This is a genomic window from Alterinioella nitratireducens (assembly GCF_013155465.1).
GTDB lineage: Bacteria > Pseudomonadota > Alphaproteobacteria > Rhodobacterales > Rhodobacteraceae > Alterinioella > Alterinioella nitratireducens.
This window is the reverse complement of the sequence record NZ_JABJVX010000006.1, coordinates 13,022-31,589: the sequence shown is the minus strand read 5'-3', so window position 1 is coordinate 31,589 and position 18,568 is coordinate 13,022. Positions and strand designations below refer to the sequence as shown.

At 63.4% G+C, this 18,568-nt stretch carries 15 protein-coding genes and 1 tRNA gene; 15 read left to right on the top strand and 1 reads right to left on the bottom strand.

Annotation, left to right across the window (positions count from 1 at the left end):
• Window positions 1-157: 157 nt before the first annotated feature.
• The 11 genes from HNS34_RS11175 (at window position 158) to HNS34_RS11125 (ending at window position 14,595) form a co-directional block, all read left to right on the top strand.
• Window positions 158-832 (top strand): CatB-related O-acetyltransferase, encoded by a 675-nt coding sequence (locus tag HNS34_RS11175; protein WP_172320156.1) that lies wholly within the window; start codon window positions 158-160, stop codon window positions 830-832.
• A 37-nt stretch (window positions 833-869) separates the two neighbouring features.
• Window positions 870-945: transfer RNA gene (locus HNS34_RS11170), tRNA-Trp, on the top strand.
• Between the two features lie 197 nt (window positions 946-1,142).
• On the top strand, window positions 1,143-1,358 hold the full coding sequence (gene secE / locus HNS34_RS11165; protein ID WP_172320155.1) for a preprotein translocase subunit SecE: 216 nt from the start codon (window positions 1,143-1,145) through the stop codon (window positions 1,356-1,358).
• 170 nt (window positions 1,359-1,528) lie between these two features.
• Window positions 1,529-2,062: a transcription termination/antitermination protein NusG gene (nusG, locus tag HNS34_RS11160; RefSeq protein WP_172320154.1), complete on the top strand. Its 534-nt coding sequence runs from the start codon at window positions 1,529-1,531 to the stop codon at window positions 2,060-2,062.
• Window positions 2,063-2,242: 180 nt separating this feature from the next.
• Entirely contained in the window at window positions 2,243-2,695 is a 453-nt protein-coding gene (gene rplK, locus HNS34_RS11155; protein WP_172320153.1) for a 50S ribosomal protein L11, read from the top strand.
• 3 nt (window positions 2,696-2,698) lie between these two features.
• A complete protein-coding gene (gene rplA, locus HNS34_RS11150; RefSeq protein ID WP_172320152.1) occupies window positions 2,699-3,397 on the top strand; it encodes a 50S ribosomal protein L1 in 699 nt (232 codons plus the stop codon).
• 241 nt (window positions 3,398-3,638) lie between these two features.
• On the top strand, window positions 3,639-4,157 hold the full coding sequence (gene rplJ, locus HNS34_RS11145; protein ID WP_172320151.1) for a 50S ribosomal protein L10: 519 nt from the start codon (window positions 3,639-3,641) through the stop codon (window positions 4,155-4,157).
• 77 nt (window positions 4,158-4,234) lie between these two features.
• Complete coding sequence (gene rplL, locus HNS34_RS11140; RefSeq protein ID WP_172320150.1) at window positions 4,235-4,615, top strand: 50S ribosomal protein L7/L12; 381 nt, start codon at window positions 4,235-4,237, stop codon at window positions 4,613-4,615.
• Between the two features lie 249 nt (window positions 4,616-4,864).
• Complete coding sequence (rpoB, locus tag HNS34_RS11135; protein WP_172320149.1) at window positions 4,865-8,998, top strand: DNA-directed RNA polymerase subunit beta; 4,134 nt, start codon at window positions 4,865-4,867, stop codon at window positions 8,996-8,998.
• Between the two features lie 94 nt (window positions 8,999-9,092).
• Window positions 9,093-13,322: a DNA-directed RNA polymerase subunit beta' gene (gene rpoC, locus HNS34_RS11130; RefSeq protein ID WP_172320148.1), complete on the top strand. Its 4,230-nt coding sequence runs from the start codon at window positions 9,093-9,095 to the stop codon at window positions 13,320-13,322.
• Between the two features lie 112 nt (window positions 13,323-13,434).
• The gene (locus HNS34_RS11125; RefSeq protein WP_172320147.1) at window positions 13,435-14,595 is read left to right on the top strand and encodes a winged helix-turn-helix domain-containing protein; all 1,161 of its coding nucleotides are present in this window, start codon (window positions 13,435-13,437) and stop codon (window positions 14,593-14,595) included.
• 114 nt (window positions 14,596-14,709) lie between these two features.
• On the opposite strand, the gene HNS34_RS11120 is transcribed toward HNS34_RS11125, so the two are convergent.
• Entirely contained in the window at window positions 14,710-15,042 is a 333-nt protein-coding gene (locus HNS34_RS11120; RefSeq protein WP_172320146.1) for an SHOCT domain-containing protein, read from the bottom strand.
• Window positions 15,043-15,354: 312 nt separating this feature from the next.
• Between HNS34_RS11120 and HNS34_RS11115 the strand changes: the two genes are divergently transcribed.
• The 4 genes from HNS34_RS11115 (at window position 15,355) to rpsL (ending at window position 18,560) form a co-directional block, all read left to right on the top strand.
• Complete coding sequence (locus HNS34_RS11115; RefSeq protein WP_172320145.1) at window positions 15,355-16,212, top strand: glycosyltransferase; 858 nt, start codon at window positions 15,355-15,357, stop codon at window positions 16,210-16,212.
• Entirely contained in the window at window positions 16,209-17,090 is an 882-nt protein-coding gene (locus tag HNS34_RS11110) for a DMT family transporter (RefSeq protein ID WP_172320144.1), read from the top strand. Before HNS34_RS11115 ends, HNS34_RS11110 begins: the two co-directional genes overlap by 4 nt.
• Entirely contained in the window at window positions 17,083-17,934 is an 852-nt protein-coding gene (locus tag HNS34_RS11105; RefSeq protein WP_172320143.1) for a glycosyltransferase, read from the top strand. Before HNS34_RS11110 ends, HNS34_RS11105 begins: the two co-directional genes overlap by 8 nt.
• 254 nt (window positions 17,935-18,188) lie before the next feature.
• Window positions 18,189-18,560 carry a 30S ribosomal protein S12 gene (rpsL, locus tag HNS34_RS11100; RefSeq protein WP_172320142.1) on the top strand — a complete coding sequence of 124 codons (372 nt, stop codon included), beginning with the start codon at window positions 18,189-18,191 and terminating at the stop codon, window positions 18,558-18,560.
• Window positions 18,561-18,568 lie beyond the last annotated feature (8 nt).

The window sequence follows — 18,568 nt, the reverse complement described above, 5'->3', positions numbered from 1 at the left end:
CGCTGCCTCGAAAGAGGATAACACCGCCGGTCAGCACGGCGTTCCGGGTTTTCTTCGCTTCCTTCGCGGGGTAGACTGCCACCACCAACCGAGGGAGGGTGACATGACCAACGCCGCGATCTGATCCCATTCATGTCCAGATCGAAAGGCCAATGTCATGCCTGGATTCCCCGCACCCGACACTTTGCATCCCATTTTGTTGCCCGATGGCACGTCCCATCAGGGCACCGTGTTTCTGCAAGCCGCCATTAACCATCCGCGATGGAAGGTCGGCGACTACAGCTATGCCAGCGCGCAGAAGCCCCCCGATGATTGGGCGGCCCACCTGGCCCCTTATCTCTATGAGTTCTCACCGGAAATGCTGGAGATCGGCAAGTTCTGCCAGATCGCCGACGGGGCGATGTTCATCACCGCCTCGGCCAATCACCGCCATGACGGGTTTTCCTCCTTTCCCTTCGCGGTCTTCGGCGGCGCGCGCGAGGGGCGCGCCTCGATGCCCGATCCCGGTCCCGATACGGTGATCGGCAATGACGTCTGGATCGGGCAGGGCGCGCGCATCCTGCCCGGTGCCCGGATCGGCGATGGCTGCATCATCGGGGCGGGCGCCGTGGTCGCGGGGCAGGTGCCGCCCTATGCGATCATAGCGGGCAATCCGGGGCGGGTGCTGCGACGGCGCTTCGACGAGGCCACTATTGCGCGCGTGCAGGCGCTGGCGTGGTGGGATTGGACGGTCGAGCATATTCTGGCCAATGAGGCGGCGATCTGCGGGGCCGACATCGCCCGGCTGGAGGCGGCGGCAGCTTCTTTGCGCAAGGGGTCGAAGGGCACTTGATTTGCCGCAGGCGATGGCATATCCGATGCCTCGGCCTAGGGGTGTAGCTCAGTTGGTAGAGCATCGGATTCCAAATCCGACGGTCGGGGGTTCGAGTCCCTCCGCCCCTGCCAGAGTCCCGCTTGTTCCGACTCCCGTCCCGAAACCTGACAGGTTTGTCCGGAAATCGGGGCGTGCGGATTCCTGACAACCCTGTCAGGGAAAACGGACAATCCTGTCAGGAATATCGCGCCGTCCTGCCGCTTGCAACGCGCCGCGTCCATGCGTATATACCCCCGGTCAGACGCATGATTTCCCGGATACCGCACCCATGGCCTTCACCAACCCGCTTACGTTCTTGCAACAGACCCGCTCGGAAGTGTCCAAGGTGGTCTGGCCGACGCGCCGCGAGGTCCTGGTGACGACGCTGATGGTGTTTGCGTTGGCGATGATCGGCGCTCTGTTCTTCTCGCTGGTCGATATCCTGATCCGCATGGGGCTGGAACAGGTTCTGGCACTTGGCGAACGTGCGGAAAACCTTCGCTGAACCCCTTGAATTCCGGTCCCCGGAACGGTAGGTCACGCGCAACTTTCCCGGAAATGGCGTGCGTCGATTCGTGATGCGCGCTGTTTTTTGTTCGGCTCTGCATTCGCAAACCGTTGGAAATACAGGAAATCAAGGGCTGTCAGGCCCGAGGACGAGGAACGGGCTGCGACATGGCGAAACGGTGGTATTCGGTCTCTGTGCTGTCGAATTTCGAAAAGCGCATCGCCGAGCAGATCAGAACTGCCGTGGAAGAAGGCGGGCTTCACGAGGAGATCGAGGAGGTTCTGGTCCCCGAGGAGGAAGTGATCGAGATCCGCCGCGGCAAGAAAGTGACCGTGCCGCGCCGCTTCATGCCGGGCTATGTGCTGGTGCGCATGGAAATGACCGACCGCGCGTATCACGCGATCAACTCGATCCAGCGCGTCACCGGGTTTCTGGGTCCGCAGGGCCGCCCGATGCCGATGCGCGACAGCGAAGTGAACGCGATCCTGAACCGTGTCGAGGAAGGTGAGGCCGCGCCGCGCAGCACGATCACCTACGAGATCGGCGAAAAGGTGAAGGTCAACGAAGGCCCGTTCGAGGATTTCGACGGCATGGTCGAGGAAGTGGACGACGAGAACCAGCGCCTCAAGGTGACGGTCTCGATCTTTGGCCGGGAAACCCCGGTTGAACTGGAATTCACGCAGGTGACCAAACAGGCGTGAGGAAATGCTCTTCCGGCCCCTGGCGGGCCGTCCTCGCCCCGATCATGGCGAGGAAAGCCGGAACGGCTTGAGGAGCGGCAAAGCCGTGGGAGGCGAGGGGGCCGCGGCCCCCGGACCGGACCACGGGCAACGAAACCCGAGGGGCGCGCCCCGAGGGTGTTGGAATGAAGGAGAGGCCAGATGGCCAAGAAACTCGTTGGCAAGATGAAGCTGCAGATCCCTGCAGGTCAAGCCAACCCGTCGCCGCCCGTGGGTCCTGCCCTGGGTCAGCGCGGGATCAACATCATGGAATTCTGCAAGGCGTTCAACGCCAAGACGCAGGAGATGGAGCAGGGCAGCCCTTGCCCGACCATCATCAGCTATTATCAGGACAAGTCCTTCACGATGGACATCAAGACGCCGCCCGCGTCCTATTACCTGAAAAAGGCTGCCGGTCTGAAGAACCAGGGCAAGCGCAACCGCCCGCGCGGTGCCGAAACCCCCGGTCGTGAAACCATCGCCACCGTCACCACCAAGCAACTGCGCGAGATCGCCGAGGCCAAGATGAAGGACCTCAGCGCCAATGACGTGGATGCGGCAATGAAGATCATCCTTGGCTCGGCCAAGTCGATGGGTATCGAGGTGAAAGGGTAAATCATGGCCAAACTAGGTAAACGCACCCGCGCCGCCCGTGAGGCTTTCTCCGGCAAGGACGATATCAGCGTCGAGGACGCCATCGCCCTGGTCAAGAGCCACGCCACCGCGAAATTCGACGAAAGCGTCGAGATCGCGATGAACCTGGGCGTCGACCCGCGCCACGCCGACCAGATGGTCCGCGGCACGGTCACCCTGCCCAACGGCACCGGCAAGACCGTTCGTGTCGCCGTGTTCGCCCGTGGCGCGAAGGCCGAAGAGGCCGAGGCCGCTGGTGCCGACGTGGTCGGCGCCGAGGATCTGATGGAGCAGGTTCAGGCCGGCAACATCAATTTCGAGCGCTGCATCGCGACGCCGGATATGATGCCGATCGTCGGCCGTCTGGGCAAGGTGCTCGGGCCCCGCAACCTGATGCCGAACCCCAAGGTGGGCACGGTCACGATGGATGTGAAAGAGGCTGTCGAGGCCGCCAAGGGCGGTCAGGTCCAGTTCCGCGCCGAAAAGGGGGGCGTGGTTCATGCCGGTATCGGCAAGGCCAGCTTCGACGCGGCCAAGCTGACCGAGAACGTGCGCGCCTTCGTCGATGCCGTGTCCAAGGCCAAGCCGGCCGGTGCCAAGGGCGCCTATATGAAGCGCGTCTCGCTGAGCTCCACCATGGGGCCGGGCGTGTCCGTGTCGGTCGATAGCGCGACCGGGAATTGAGAGATTTCCCGCCGGGTCTCCGGCGGGGATGGCGGGGCCAGACGATCGGCCCCGTCCTGTCCGAGACGGAGGGTTGGGCGAAAGCCCGGTAATTCCTTCCTGAGATGGGAAGCGAGACAAGGAAATTTCGAAGGGCAACCTTCGGGCGATCTGACGGCTCGGGACCCTGACTTGGACCCGAAGAGGTGGGGCAACCCACTAAACTTGAGCCGGGGGGGAACCCCCAAATTGGAGTACTACTGTGGATAGAGCCCAGAAAGAGAAAGTGGTCGAGGAACTCGGCCAGATCTTCGAAAGCTCTGGCGTCGTCGTGGTGTCACACTACGAAGGCCTCACGGTTGCCGAGATGCAGGACCTGCGCGCGCAAATGCGTGAAGCGGGTGGGTCCGTTCGTGTCGCCAAGAACAGGCTCGCCAAGATCGCCCTGGAAGGGAAGCCCTGCGCAAGCATCGCCGACCTGATGACGGGCATGACCGTTCTGTCCTATTCCGAGGATCCCGTGGCTGCGGCCAAGGTTGCCGAGGATTACGCGAAGTCGAATGACAAGTTTGTCATCCTCGGCGGCGCAATGGGCGAAACGGCTCTGGATCCTGCCGGTGTGAAAGCCGTCGCAGCGATGCCGTCGCGTGAGGAGCTTATCGCTTCCATCGTTGGCTGTATCGGTGCGCCTGCATCGAACATCGCCGGGGCCATTGGCGCACCTGCTTCGAACATCGCGAGCATCCTTTCGACCATCGAAGAGAAGGCGGAAGCCGCGTAAAGCAACCTTATGAGACCATATCGTAGGGGCACCCCCTTGCGACGTTGGAACACATACCTAGATACGGAACCTGTAAAATGGCTGATCTGAAAGCACTTGCCGAAAGCATCGTCAACCTGACCCTGCTGGAAGCACAAGAACTGAAAACCATCCTCAAGGACGAGTATGGCATCGAGCCCGCCGCTGGCGGCGCTGTGATGATGGCCGGTCCCGCTGGCGGCGACGCCGGTGCGGCTGCCGAAGAGCAGACCGAATTTGACGTGATCCTGAAAGCCGCTGGCGACAAGAAGATCAACGTCATCAAGGAAGTCCGCGCCATCACCGGCCTGGGCCTGAAAGAAGCGAAAGAGCTGGTCGAAGCCGGCGGCAAGGCCGTCAAGGAAGGCGTCGACAAGGCCGAAGCGGAAGACATCAAGGGCAAGCTGGAAGCAGCTGGCGCGGAAGTCGAGCTCAAGTAATCGGATCGCGTGTTCGCACGCGTCCCTGAACATGGCTGGATCCGGAGGAAATTCCGGGTCCAGCCAACCTCGTCTTGGCGAGGGCCCGTGGAGAGACGGACCTTCCCTAAGGCGCGGTTCAATGGATCGGGAGCCCGCCCGTGGGACGGCAGGCACGAATTGGTCCGGACCCGTTTGTTTCAATGTGACGCGCGCCCGCGGCCCCGGCGGTGTTGTGCGACGCGAAGAAACGGAAAGGTGTTTGAGAGCATGGCTCAGACCTACGCAGGCCAGAAACGTATCCGCAAGTTTTATGGCAAGATTCACGAAGTCCTGGAGATGCCGAACCTGATCGAGGTTCAGAAAAGCTCCTATGATCTGTTCCTGAAATCCGGTGATCAGGAAGCCCCGATGGACGGGGAAGGCATCAAGGGCGTGTTCCAGTCGGTCTTCCCGATCAAGGATTTCAACGAGACCGCCGTGCTGGAGTTCGTCAAATACGAGCTTGAGCACCCGAAATACGACGTGGAGGAGTGCCAGCAGCGCGACATGACCTATAGCGCGCCGCTGAAGGTCACCCTGCGTCTCATCGTGTTCGATATCGACGAGGATACCGGCGCGAAATCGGTCAAGGACATCAAGGAACAGGACGTGTTCATGGGGGACATGCCCCTCATGACGCCCAACGGCACCTTTGTCGTCAACGGCACCGAGCGGGTCATCGTTTCCCAGATGCACCGGTCGCCCGGCGTGTTCTTCGACCATGACAAGGGCAAGACGCACAGCTCCGGCAAGCTGCTCTTCGCCTGCCGCATAATCCCCTATCGCGGCTCGTGGCTGGATTTCGAATTCGACGCCAAGGATATCGTCTTTGCCCGTATCGACCGTCGCCGCAAGCTGCCGGTGACGACCCTGCTCTATGCCCTGGGGCTGGATCAGGAAGGCATCATGGATGCCTATTACGACACGGTGAATTTCCGACTGGAGAAGAACAAGGGCTGGGCCACCAAGTTCTTCCCCGAGCGTGTGCGCGGCACCCGTCCGACCTTTGACCTGGTCGACGCCGCCACAGGCGAAGTCATTGCCGAGGCTGGCAAGAAAGTCACGCCGCGCGCGGTCAAGCAGTTGATCGACGCGGGCGAGGTGACCGAGCTTCTGCTGCCCTTCGACCAGATCGTGGGCCGCTATGTCGCCAAGGACATCATCAATGAGGAAACCGGCGCCATTTACGTGGAAGCCGGCGATGAGCTGACCTGGGAGCTGGACAAGGAAGGCGAAGTGACCGGCGGCACGCTGAAAGAGCTGCTGGATGCGGGCTTTACCGATATTCCCGTCCTCGACATCGACAACATCAATGTCGGGCCCTACATCCGCAACACCGTGGCGGCGGACAAGAACCTGAACCGCGAAACCGCGCTGATGGATATTTACCGCGTCATGCGTCCGGGCGAGCCGCCCACCGTGGACGCGGCCTCGGCCCTGTTCGACCAGCTCTTCTTCGACAGCGAGCGTTATGACCTGTCCGCCGTTGGCCGGGTCAAGATGAACATGCGCCTGGACCTCGATGCCGACGACACGCAGCGCACCCTGCGCAAGGAAGACATCATTGCCTGCATCAAGGCGCTGGTGGAGCTGCGCGACGGCAAGGGCGATATCGACGATATCGACCATCTGGGCAATCGCCGGGTGCGGTCCGTCGGTGAGTTAATGGAGAACCAGTATCGCGTCGGCCTGCTGCGGATGGAGCGCGCCATCAAGGAGCGTATGTCCTCGGTCGAGATCGACACGGTGATGCCGCAGGACCTGATCAACGCGAAACCGGCGGCGGCAGCCGTGCGCGAATTCTTTGGGTCGTCGCAGCTCAGCCAGTTCATGGACCAGACCAACCCCCTGTCGGAAGTGACGCATAAGCGCCGCCTCTCCGCGCTTGGGCCGGGCGGTCTGACCCGTGAGCGTGCCGGTTTTGAGGTGCGCGACGTGCACCCGACCCATTATGGCCGGATGTGCCCGATCGAGACGCCGGAAGGCCCGAATATCGGTCTGATCAACAGCCTGGCCACCTATGCGCGCGTGAACAAGTACGGCTTCATCGAAACGCCCTACCGCACCGTCAAGGATGCGCAGGTGACAGACGAAGTGCGCTACATGTCCGCGACCGAGGAGATGCGGCACACGGTGGCCCAGGCCAACGCGCATCTCGATGAGAACGGCAAGTTCGAGAACGACCTGGTGAACACCCGCCGCTCGGGCGAATACACCATGGCCCCGCGCGAAAGCGTGGACCTGATCGACGTCAGCCCGAAGCAGTTGGTCTCGGTCGCGGCCTCGTTGATTCCGTTCCTGGAAAACGACGACGCCAACCGGGCGCTGATGGGCTCGAACATGCAGCGTCAGGCGGTGCCGCTGTTGCAGGCCGATGCCCCCTTCGTGGGCACCGGGATCGAAAGCGTCGTGGCCAAGGATTCGGGTGCTGCCATCATGGCGAAACGCGGCGGAGTCATCGACCAGGTCGATGCGCAGCGGATCGTTGTGCGCGCGACGGAAGACCTGGAATTGGGCGATGCGGGCGTCGATATCTACCGGTTGCGCAAGTTCCAGCGTTCGAACCAGAACACCTGCATCAACCAACGTCCGCTGGTGAAGGTGGGTGAGAAGATCGGCAAGGGCGAGGTTCTGGCCGATGGTCCGTCGACCGATATGGGGGAACTGGCGCTCGGCAAGAACGTCGTCGTCGCCTTCATGCCGTGGAATGGCTACAACTACGAGGACTCGATCCTGATCTCCGAGCGCATCGCGCGTGACGACGTCTTCACCTCGATCCATATCGAGGAGTTTGAGGTCGCCGCCCGTGACACCAAGCTGGGGCCGGAAGAGATCACCCGCGACATCCCCAATGTCGGCGAGGAAGCGCTTCGCAACCTCGACGAGGCGGGCATCGTCTATATCGGCGCAGAGGTCGAGCCGGGCGACATTCTTGTCGGCAAGATCACCCCCAAGGGCGAAAGCCCGATGACGCCGGAGGAAAAACTGCTCCGCGCCATCTTCGGGGAGAAGGCGTCGGACGTGCGCGACACCTCGCTGCGCGTGAAGCCGGGCGATTTCGGCACCGTTGTCGAGGTCCGCGTGTTCAACCGCCACGGCGTCGAGAAGGACGAGCGTGCGCTGCAGATCGAGCGCGAGGAAGTGGAGCGTCTGAGCCGCGACCGCGACGACGAGCTGCATATCCTGGAGCGCAACATCTATGCGCGCCTGAAAGGCATGATCCTGGGCAAGACCGCCGTGAAGGGGCCGAAAGGCGTCAAGGCGAACTCCGAGATCACCGAGGATCTGCTGGAGACGCTCAGCCGTGGCCAGTGGTGGCAACTGGCGCTGGAAGGCGAACAGGATGCGGCCCAGGTCGAGGCGCTGAACGAGCAGTTCGACCTGCAGAAACGCGCGCTGGATCACCGCTTCGAGGACAAGGTCGAGAAGGTCCGCCGCGGCGACGACCTGCCGCCGGGCGTGATGAAGATGGTCAAGGTCTTCATCGCGGTGAAGCGCAAGCTGCAGCCGGGCGACAAGATGGCCGGGCGTCACGGCAACAAGGGCGTGATCTCCAAGGTGGTGCCGATGGAGGACATGCCGTTCCTCGCCGATGGCACCCCGGTCGATTTCGTGCTGAACCCGCTGGGCGTGCCGTCGCGCATGAACGTGGGGCAGATCCTGGAGACGCATATGGGCTGGGCCGCGCGCGGTATGGGGCTGAAGATCGACGAGGCGCTGGACGACTACCGGCGCACCGGCGACCTGACCCCGGTGCAGGATGCCATGAAGATCGCCTATGGCGGTGTCTATGACGAGATCATGGCCGATATGGAGGAAGACCGCCTGGTTGAGATCGCGGGCAACGTGACGCGCGGTGTGCCGATCGCAACGCCGGTTTTCGACGGCGCGAAAGAGGCCGATGTGAACGACGCCCTGACGCGGGCCGGGTTCGACACCAGCGGCCAGAGCGACCTCTACGATGGCCGCACGGGTGAGCAGTTCAGCCGCAAGGTGACGGTGGGTGTGAAATACCTGCTGAAGCTGCATCACCTGGTCGATGACAAGATCCACGCACGCTCCACCGGGCCTTACAGCCTCGTCACGCAGCAGCCTCTGGGTGGTAAAGCCCAGTTCGGCGGTCAGCGCTTCGGCGAGATGGAGGTCTGGGCCCTGGAAGCCTATGGCGCGGCCTACACCTTGCAGGAGATGCTGACGGTGAAATCCGATGACGTGGCGGGCCGGACCAAGGTCTACGAGTCGATCGTCAAGGGCGAGGATAATTTCGAGGCCGGCGTGCCGGAATCGTTCAACGTGCTCGTCAAGGAAGTGCGGGGCCTCGGCCTCAACATGGAACTCCTGGATGCGGAGGGCGAGGAATAAGCGGGCCCCAGTCTCTTCGAAGAGACTTGCCAGAGCCTTCGAAGGCTCTGGCGCCCACCCCCCTCCCTTCACGCCCGATATTCGAGGTATCTAAATGAACCAGGAACTGACCAACAACCCGTTCAACCCGCTGGCCCCCCAGAAGGTGTTCGACGAAATCAAAGTCTCGCTGGCTTCGCCGGAACGCATCCTCTCGTGGTCCTATGGCGAGATCAAGAAGCCCGAGACCATCAACTACCGCACGTTCAAGCCGGAACGTGACGGCCTTTTCTGTGCGCGCATCTTTGGCCCGGTCAAGGATTACGAGTGCCTCTGCGGCAAGTACAAGCGGATGAAATATCGCGGCGTCGTCTGCGAGAAATGCGGTGTGGAAGTCACCCTGCAGAAGGTCCGCCGTGAGCGGATGGGCCATATCGAACTGGCCGCGCCCGTGGCGCATATCTGGTTCCTCAAGTCGCTGCCGTCGCGCATCGGCCTGATGCTGGACATGACCCTGCGCGATCTAGAGCGCATCCTCTATTTCGAGAATTACGTGGTGATCGAGCCCGGCCTCACCGACCTAACCTATGGTCAGCTGATGTCAGAAGAGGAGTTCATGGACGCGCAGGACGCCTATGGCATGGACGCGTTCCAGGCCAATATCGGGGCCGAAGCGATCCGCGAAATGCTGCAGGCCATCGACCTGGAGCAGGAAGCGGCGACGCTGCGCGAGGACCTGAAAGAGGCCACCGGTGAGCTGAAGCCCAAGAAGATCATCAAACGTCTGAAGATCGTCGAGAGCTTCCTGGAATCCGGCAACCGCCCGGAATGGATGATCCTGACCGTGATCCCGGTCATCCCGCCGGAACTGCGCCCGCTTGTGCCGCTGGATGGGGGCCGGTTCGCGACCTCGGACCTCAACGACCTCTATCGCCGCGTGATCAACCGCAACAACCGCCTCAAGCGTCTGATCGAACTGCGCGCGCCCGACATCATCATCCGCAACGAAAAGCGGATGTTGCAGGAGTCCGTGGACGCGCTGTTTGACAACGGCCGCCGTGGCCGCGTCATTACGGGTGCCAACAAGCGTCCGCTGAAATCGCTCAGCGACATGCTGAAAGGCAAGCAGGGCCGCTTCCGCCAGAACCTTCTGGGCAAGCGCGTCGACTTCTCCGGCCGGTCGGTCATCGTGACCGGGCCGGAGCTGAAGCTGCATCAATGCGGTCTGCCCAAGAAGATGGCGCTGGAGCTGTTCAAGCCGTTCATCTACAGCCGCCTTGAGGCCAAGGGGCTGTCCTCGACGGTCAAGCAGGCCAAGAAGCTGGTCGAGAAAGAGCGCCCGGAGGTGTGGGATATCCTCGATGAGGTGATCCGCGAGCATCCCGTGATGCTGAACCGTGCGCCGACGCTGCACCGGTTGGGCATCCAGGCGTTCGAGCCGGTGCTGATCGAAGGCAAGGCGATCCAGCTGCATCCGCTGGTCTGTTCCGCCTTCAACGCCGATTTCGACGGCGACCAGATGGCCGTGCACGTGCCGCTGAGCCTTGAGGCACAGCTGGAAGCGCGCGTGTTGATGATGTCGACCAACAACGTTCTGTCGCCCGCCAACGGCGCGCCGATCATCGTGCCGAGCCAGGATATGGTTCTGGGCCTTTATTACCTGACGCTGCAACGCCAGGGCATGAAGGGCGAGGGCATGATGTTCTCGGGCATCGACGAGGTCCAGCACGCGCTGGACGCAGGCGAGGTGCATCTGCACGCCAAGATCACCGCGCGCATCAAGCAGATCGACGAGGAAGGCAACGAGGTCACCAAGCGCTATGAGACCACGCCGGGCCGCCTCAAGGTCGGCGGGCTGCTGCCGCTGAACGCCAAGGCGCCGTTCGACCTGGTCAACCGCCTTCTCAAGAAGGGCCAGGTTCAGGAAGTCATCGACACCGTCTACCGCTATTGCGGCCAGAAGGAATCGGTCATCTTCTGCGACCAGATCATGTCGGTCGGCTTCAAGGAAGCCTGCAAGGCGGGCATTTCCTTCGGCAAGGACGACATGGTGATCCCCGACAACAAGTGGGAGATCGTCGATGGCGTGCGCGAGCAGGTCAAGGGCTTCGAGCAGCAATACATGGACGGGTTGATCACCCAGGGCGAGAAGTACAACAAGGTGATCGACGCGTGGTCGAAATGCAACGACCAGGTGACGACCGCGATGATGAGCACGATCTCGGCCCACAAGCTGGACGAGAACGGGGTCGAGCAGGAGCCGAACTCGGTCTACATGATGGCCGATTCCAAGGCCCGTGGCTCGGTCACGCAGATGAAGCAGCTTGGCGGGATGCGGGGCCTGATGGCCAAGCCGTCCGGCGAGATCATCGAGACGCCGATCATCTCGAACTTCAAGGAAGGTCTGACCGTTCTTGAATACTTCAACTCGACCCACGGGGCCCGGAAAGGCCTGTCCGACACGGCGCTGAAAACCGCCAACTCGGGCTATCTGACCCGGCGTCTGGTCGACGTGGCGCAGGATTGCATCGTGCGCATGGTCGATTGCGGCACCTCGAACACGATCACCGCCGAGGCCGCGACGCGGGACGGCGAAGTCGTGTCGTCGCTGGCCGAGCGTATCCTGGGCCGGACCTCGGGCGAGGATGTTCTGGTGCCCGGCACCGACGAGGTGATCGTGGCCGAGGGGGAACTGATCGACGAGCGCAAGGCCGACGCGGTGGAAGCCGCCGGTGTCGCCTCGATGCGCATCCGCTCGCCCCTGACCTGCGAGGCCGAGGAAGGCGTCTGCGCGACCTGCTATGGCCGTGACCTGGCCCGCGGCACCCGCGTGAACACCGGCGAGGCCGTCGGCATCATCGCGGCACAGTCGATCGGCGAACCCGGCACGCAGCTGACCATGCGGACCTTCCATATCGGCGGCGTGGCCCAGGGTGGTCAGCAGTCGTTCCAGGAGGCCGGACAGGAAGGCAAGATCGAGTTCCGCAACGCCAACCTTCTGGCCAACGAGATGGGCGACCTGATCGTCATGGGCCGCAACATGGTCCTGGCCATCGTCGATGACCACGGCGAGGAGCGGGCGAGCTTCAAGCTGGGTTACGGCACCAAGGTCCATGTCGAGGAGGGGGCCAGCGTCAAGCGCGGCGACCGTCTCTATGAATGGGATCCCTACACGCTGCCGATCATCGCCGAAAAGGCGGGCACGGTGAAGTTCGTCGATCTCGTCACGGGCATCTCGGTGCGCGACGATACCGACGATGCGACCGGCATGACGCAGAAGATCGTCTCGGACTGGCGCGCGGCCCCCAAGGGCAACGAGCTGAAGCCCGAGATCCTGATCGTGGGCGAGGACGGTGAGCCGATGCGCAACGACCAGGGCAACCCGGTGACCTATCCGATGTCGGTCGACGCGATCCTGTCGGTCGAGGACGGTCAGCAGGTGCCGGCGGGTGAGGTCGTGGCGCGGATCCCGCGGGAAGGCGCCAAGACCAAGGACATCACCGGCGGTCTGCCGCGTGTGGCCGAACTGTTCGAGGCGCGTCGCCCCAAGGATCACGCGATCATCGCCGAGAAGGATGGCTACGTGAAATTCGGCCGCGACTTCAAGAACAAGCGCCGCGTGGCGATTGTTCCGGCCGATGAGGCGGATGAGCCCGTCGAATACATGGTGCCCAAGGGCAAGCACATCCCCGTCGCCGAAGGTGATTTCATCCAGAAGGGTGAATACATCATGGACGGCAACCCGGCCCCGCATGACATCTTGCGGATCCTGGGGATCGAGGCTCTGGCCGATTACCTGATCGACGAGGTGCAGGACGTCTACCGGTTGCAAGGCGTGAAGATCAACGACAAGCATATCGAGGTGATCGTGCGCCAGATGCTGCAGAAGTGGGAGATCCTGGATTCGGGCGAAACCACGCTGCTCAAGGGCGAAAACGTCGACAAGGCTGAGTTCGACGAGGCCAACGAGAAGGCGATTGCCAAGGGCGGGCGTCCCGCGCAGGGCGAGCCGATCCTTCTGGGCATCACCAAGGCGTCGTTGCAGACCCGGTCCTTCATCTCGGCGGCCTCTTTCCAGGAGACCACGCGCGTGCTGACCGAAGCGAGCGTCCAGGGCAAACGCGACAAGCTGGTGGGCCTGAAGGAGAACGTCATCGTCGGTCGTCTGATCCCGGCGGGCACCGGCGGGGCCACGCAGCAGGTGCGCAAGATCGCCACCGAACGCGACATGAAGGTGATCGAGGCCGCCCGCAAGGAAGCCGAAGCTGCCGCCGCGCTGGCCGCCCCCGAGGAAGAGCCGACCGAGGCGGATGTCTTCACCGAGACGCCCTCCGAGGACGAATGAGCCTTCTGAAGGCTTGAACAACAAACCCCCGCCGGTGCAGATCGGCGGGGGTTTTTCTTTGCTGGCAGCGCGCGGGTCGCCTTATGGTAGCGGCGAGGCGAGGGGGGGCAGGGTGACGACACTGAAGATCGACAATCGCACCGCCCGCTGGCTGTGGCTGGCGCAGCAGGGTCTGGGCGAGACTCCGACCGGGCCGCTGGACCTGCCCGCGATGATCCGGGATCTCGGGTTCGTGCAACTCGACACCATCCAGGTCGTCGCCCGCGCGCATCACCATATCCTGTGGAGCCGCAACCAGAATTACCGCGAGCCGATGCTGGACCGGTTGCTTACGCGCGACCGGGCCGTGTTCGAGCATTTCACCCATGACGCCTCGGTCATCCCGATGGAGTTCTTGCCGATGTGGCGGCGGCAGTTCGACCGGATGCGGGACTATTACGGGCGCGCGGGATGGGTGAAGGGGCTGCCGGGTCCGGAGGACCGCGCGAGGATCAAGGCGCGGATCGCCGAGGAAGGCCCGCTTTCGACGCAGGATTTCGACACCAGGGTCGAGGGTGACAAGGCGATGTGGCGGCGGCCCCCGCACAAGCTGGCGCTGGATTACATGTGGTATGCGGGCGAATTGGCGACCTGTCACCGGTTGAATTTCACCAAGGTCTACGACCTGGCGGAACGGGTGTTCCCGGCGGAGTTGCGCGAGAAACGGCTGAGCGAGGCGCAGCAGATCGACTGGCTTTGCCATGGGGCGCTGGACCGGATGGGCTTTGGCACACCGGGCGATGTGCAGCGGTTCTGGGATGCCGTGACGCGCGGTGAGGCGGGCGCCTGGGCCGAGGCGGCGGCGCTGGTCCCGGTCGAGATCGAATGCGCCGACGGGACATGGGCAAAGGCGCTCGCGCCCGCCGATTTCGAGACGCGGCTGGCGTGCCTGACGCCCCCCACCAGCCGGTTGCGCATCCTCAACCCGTTCGACCCCGCGATCCGCGACCGCACCCGGCTGGCCCGTCTCTTCGGCTTCGAGTATCGGGTCGAGATGTTCGTGCCCGCCGCCAAACGGGTCTGGGGGTATTACGTGTTTCCGATCCTCGAAGGCGACCGGTTTGTCGGGCGGATCGAGATCAAGGCGGATCGCAGGTCATCGGCCCTGAACGTGCTCAATCTCTGGCCGGAACCGGGCGTGAAATGGCCTGCCGCGCGGCATCGCAAGCTTGAGGCGGAACTGGTGCGGCTGGCGCGCTTTGCCGGGGTCACAGAGATCCACCGCCGCGATTGAGGCATGCCCGCGACTGGCGACCGGCAGCCGACCCTCGGCCCGCGACGGCCACCGAAAGCCCCCCGCCGCCAAGGAAGGGGGGCCTCCGGCACCCAGGTTGGATGTCGGCGGGTCTTATTCGCCAAGCGCGCGGCGGCGTTCCTCGAACTCGTCGCGGTCGATCTCGCCCCGCGCAAAGCGTTCGCGCAGGATATCAAGCGGTGCTCTGCCCGATGCCTGGGACCGGCCCATCCCCTCTCCGCCGGCCCACCGCACGGCAAGGACGACCAGGGCCACGATACCGGCCAGAAACAGGATCATCATCAGAGGTCCGAGGAAGAACCAGCCGCCGCCGCCCCACATATGCCCCTCATAGCCATATCCGTAATTCGGCAGGCCATCCTGTTGTGCCCAGGCTGCCGCCGACAGGACAGGCAGGGCGATGGTTGAATAGAAGAAGGATTTCATGATGTGCTCCGTGACTTGTTGCAACGCGGGTTGTTACGGGCCGAGACGGTCCGGGCAGGATGCGCAGCCGAAATGGCCCGGAAGATCGCGCCACCTTGCGGCCTGCATCCCTGTCCCCGGAACCATAGGCCGCCCTGGACAGACCAACCTTGTTCCATGTCAACAACCGGGCGTGACGTTGCGTTACCGACGCAATTCATCGCGCCGCCTTGCCGGGGAACCCGGTCGCCGGGTGCCGCCACCTTTGGGATTCCCTAAGCGGGTGCTTTGGCTTAGCATCCCGGCAAGAAAAAACCGCAAGCGAGCAGACCCATGGCCACCAGCTTCAACAACGAGATCGTCGGCGTCTGCCGGTTCTCCTATCTCGGGCAGGGCGGGTTCGAGACGGCGAAGAAAAAGGACGAGGAGGCGTTGGCCGCGATCCTCTATGACCAGCAGCGGATGAACCGGCGCTTTGCGTTTTTCGAGAAGCTCTGCCTGCCGTCGCTGGCCGCGCAGACCGATCCCGATTTCCGGCTGGTGGTCCTCATCGGCACCTCGATGCCGATGCGGTTTCGCACCCGGCTGAAGGGGCTGGCCGATCAATACCCTTTCATGCAGATCTGCGCGCTGGAGCCGCATGGGCCGCTCAACGCTACCAAGCGCGCCTATCGGCGCGGGCTGGGCGACGGGGCCGATTTCATCACCGGCTTTCGCATCGACGACGATGACGCGGTAGCGGTGGACTATATCGAGAAGACCCGCGCCGCCGCCGATCAACTGATCGAATTGGGCTGGGCGGATGCGGACCACCCGGTTGTCGTGGCCTTCCATCGCGGCCTCTACTGGGACATGAACGACAAGGAAGACCCGTTCTACGATTTCCGCGAGATCGGGCCGCTTGGCCTGGCCAGCGCGATGATCACGAAGCCGGACGATCATTCCAACATGTTCCGCTGGAATCATCGCCGGGTCGCGGCCTATGCCCGGATGTGGAGCGATCCGACCGACCAGATGTTCGTGCGCACCCTGCACCAGCATAATGACAGCGACCGCAGCATTCCGCCCGGCGCGGTGGCGATTGGCAAGCCCGAGGCCAAGGCGCTGCTGCGCGAGCGCTTCGGGCTGGACCCCGAAGAGGTCATGCCGCTGATGTGGCGCAAGTTCGGCGGGACGGATGACGACGAATGATCCTGACGCCCAACATGCGCGGGGCTGGCTTCATGATGGCCAGCATGGCGGCGTTCACCTTCAACGATGTCTGCGTCAAGCTGCTGGCGGGCACCCTGCCGCTGATGCAGATCGTGTTCCTGCGCGGTATCCTGACCGTGGGGATGATGATCGGGCTGGCCCGCGTCATGGGGCTGCGCCGCCTGACCATCCCGCGCGGCGACCGCTGGCTGGTGGCGGGGCGCACGGGCACCGAGGTGGCCAGCATGGTCGCCTTCCTCATCGCGCTGATCAACATGCCGATTGCCAATGTCAGCGCGGTGATGGCGGCGCTGCCGCTGACCGTGACGCTGGCGGGCGCGGTGGTCCTGAACGAGCCGGTGGGGTGGAAGCGGCTCTCGGCGATCCTGGTCGGCATGATCGGCGTCCTGCTGATCGTCCAGCCCGGCGGAGACGGGTTCAACGCCTATTCGCTGGTGGCCTTGATCGCCGTCATCCTGATCACCGCGCGCGAGATGTTCACGCGGCGGTTCTCGGCCGAGGTGCCCTCGATGGCGGTGGCGGTGATCACGGCGCTGTCGGTCTGCGCCTTCGGAGGGATCGCAACGCTGGTCACGGGCGAATGGGCGCCGGTCGAACCGCGCGCGGGCGCTTTGGTCGCCATCGCGGCGGTCTTCATCATCGGCGGCTATGTCTTCTCGATCATGGTGATGCGGGTGGGTGAGATCGGCTTTGTCGCGCCGTTCCGCTACACGATGCTGATCTGGGCGCTGGTGCTGGGCTGGCTGGTCTTCGAGGACTGGCCCAACGCCTTCACGCAGGCGGGCGCGGTGATCGTCGTGGCAACGGGGGTCTTCACGCTCTACCGGGAACGCAAGGTGAGGCAAGGCGATGGATGATCCACGGGTGCAGGTGCTGGGATTGTGCCGGTTTTCCTATCCGGCGGCGCTGGAGGGGTTCCAGACCCGGCATGAGACGATGGAGGAGCGGCGTGCCGCGCTCTATGACCCCGCGCGGATGGAGACGCGGCTCTTCTGGTTCGAGCATATCGCCCTGCCGGGACTGCGGGCGCAGACGCGGGACGACTTCACGCTGCTCTTGCTGATGGGCGATGACATGCCGGGGCAATATCACGACCGGCTGATGGCGATGATCGCGGATGTGTCGCAGATCCGGCCCGTCACCCGGCCCACTGGCCCGCACCGGCAGGTCTATCGCGAGATCCTGCACGAGGCGCGCGACAGCCAGGCCGAGATGGTGGCCGAGTTCCGGCTGGACGATGATGACGCGGTGGCGGTGGATTACGTGCAGATGATCCGGCGGTCCCTGGGACAGGTCCGGCCGATGTTCCGCCAGAAGGGCCGGGTGGCGCTGGACCAGGGCAAAGGCGTGGTCGTGACGGCAAAGGGGGAGGCGGTAACGCTGACGCCGCTTCTGACGCATTGCTGGGCGGCGGCGCTGACCGTATTCCTGAAACCCGGTGACGACGCCTGCGTCATGGACTTCCCGCATCAGAAGGTCTGGCAGCGGATGCCGCTGGTCTCGCATACCGACCGGCTGATGTTCCTGCGCGGGGCGCATGAGACCAATGACAGCAAGGTGGGCTTTGCCGGGACCGGACGCTACAAGGTTGCGCCGGAGGCCTACCCGGACCTGCTTCAGCGCCGCTTTGCGGTCGATATCGACGCCTTCCGGACCGGGTGGGCAAGCCTGATGCGGCGGCTGGAGGAAGCGGGCGGCTAGGGCCGGGGAGGGCCTGTTGACACCCCATCCGATTCCCCCTATTACCCGCGCCATCTGGCCCCGGTGCGCCTGTCGTCCCGTCCGGTCATACAAACAGATTTGAGTGGTCATGATCCGGGCCGGTTTTATGTGCCCCGATCCTCTGGAACTTCCACCGCTGTGTCCTCCAGGTAGGGAAAGGGCACATGCGGTATTGGTGTTTTCGCGGGATGCGTGGGCGCCAGATGACATGAACGAGCAAGACGGGGAACCGAATGCCAACGATCCAACAGCTGATCCGCAAGCCGCGGCAGCCGAAAGTAAAACGCTCCAAGTCGATGCACCTGGAAGCCTGCCCTCAGAAACGCGGCGTCTGCACGCGCGTCTACACCACGACCCCGAAGAAGCCGAACTCGGCGATGCGGAAAGTGGCCAAGGTGCGCCTGACCAACGGCTACGAGGTGATCAGCTATATCGGTGGTGAAAGCCACAACCTTCAGGAACACTCGGTTGTCCTGATCCGCGGCGGCCGTGTGAAAGACCTTCCCGGCGTCCGCTATCACATCGTGCGCGGTGTTCTCGATACGCAGGGCGTCAAGGATCGCCGTCAGCGTCGTTCGAAATACGGCGCCAAGCGTCCGAAGTAAGAGGAATA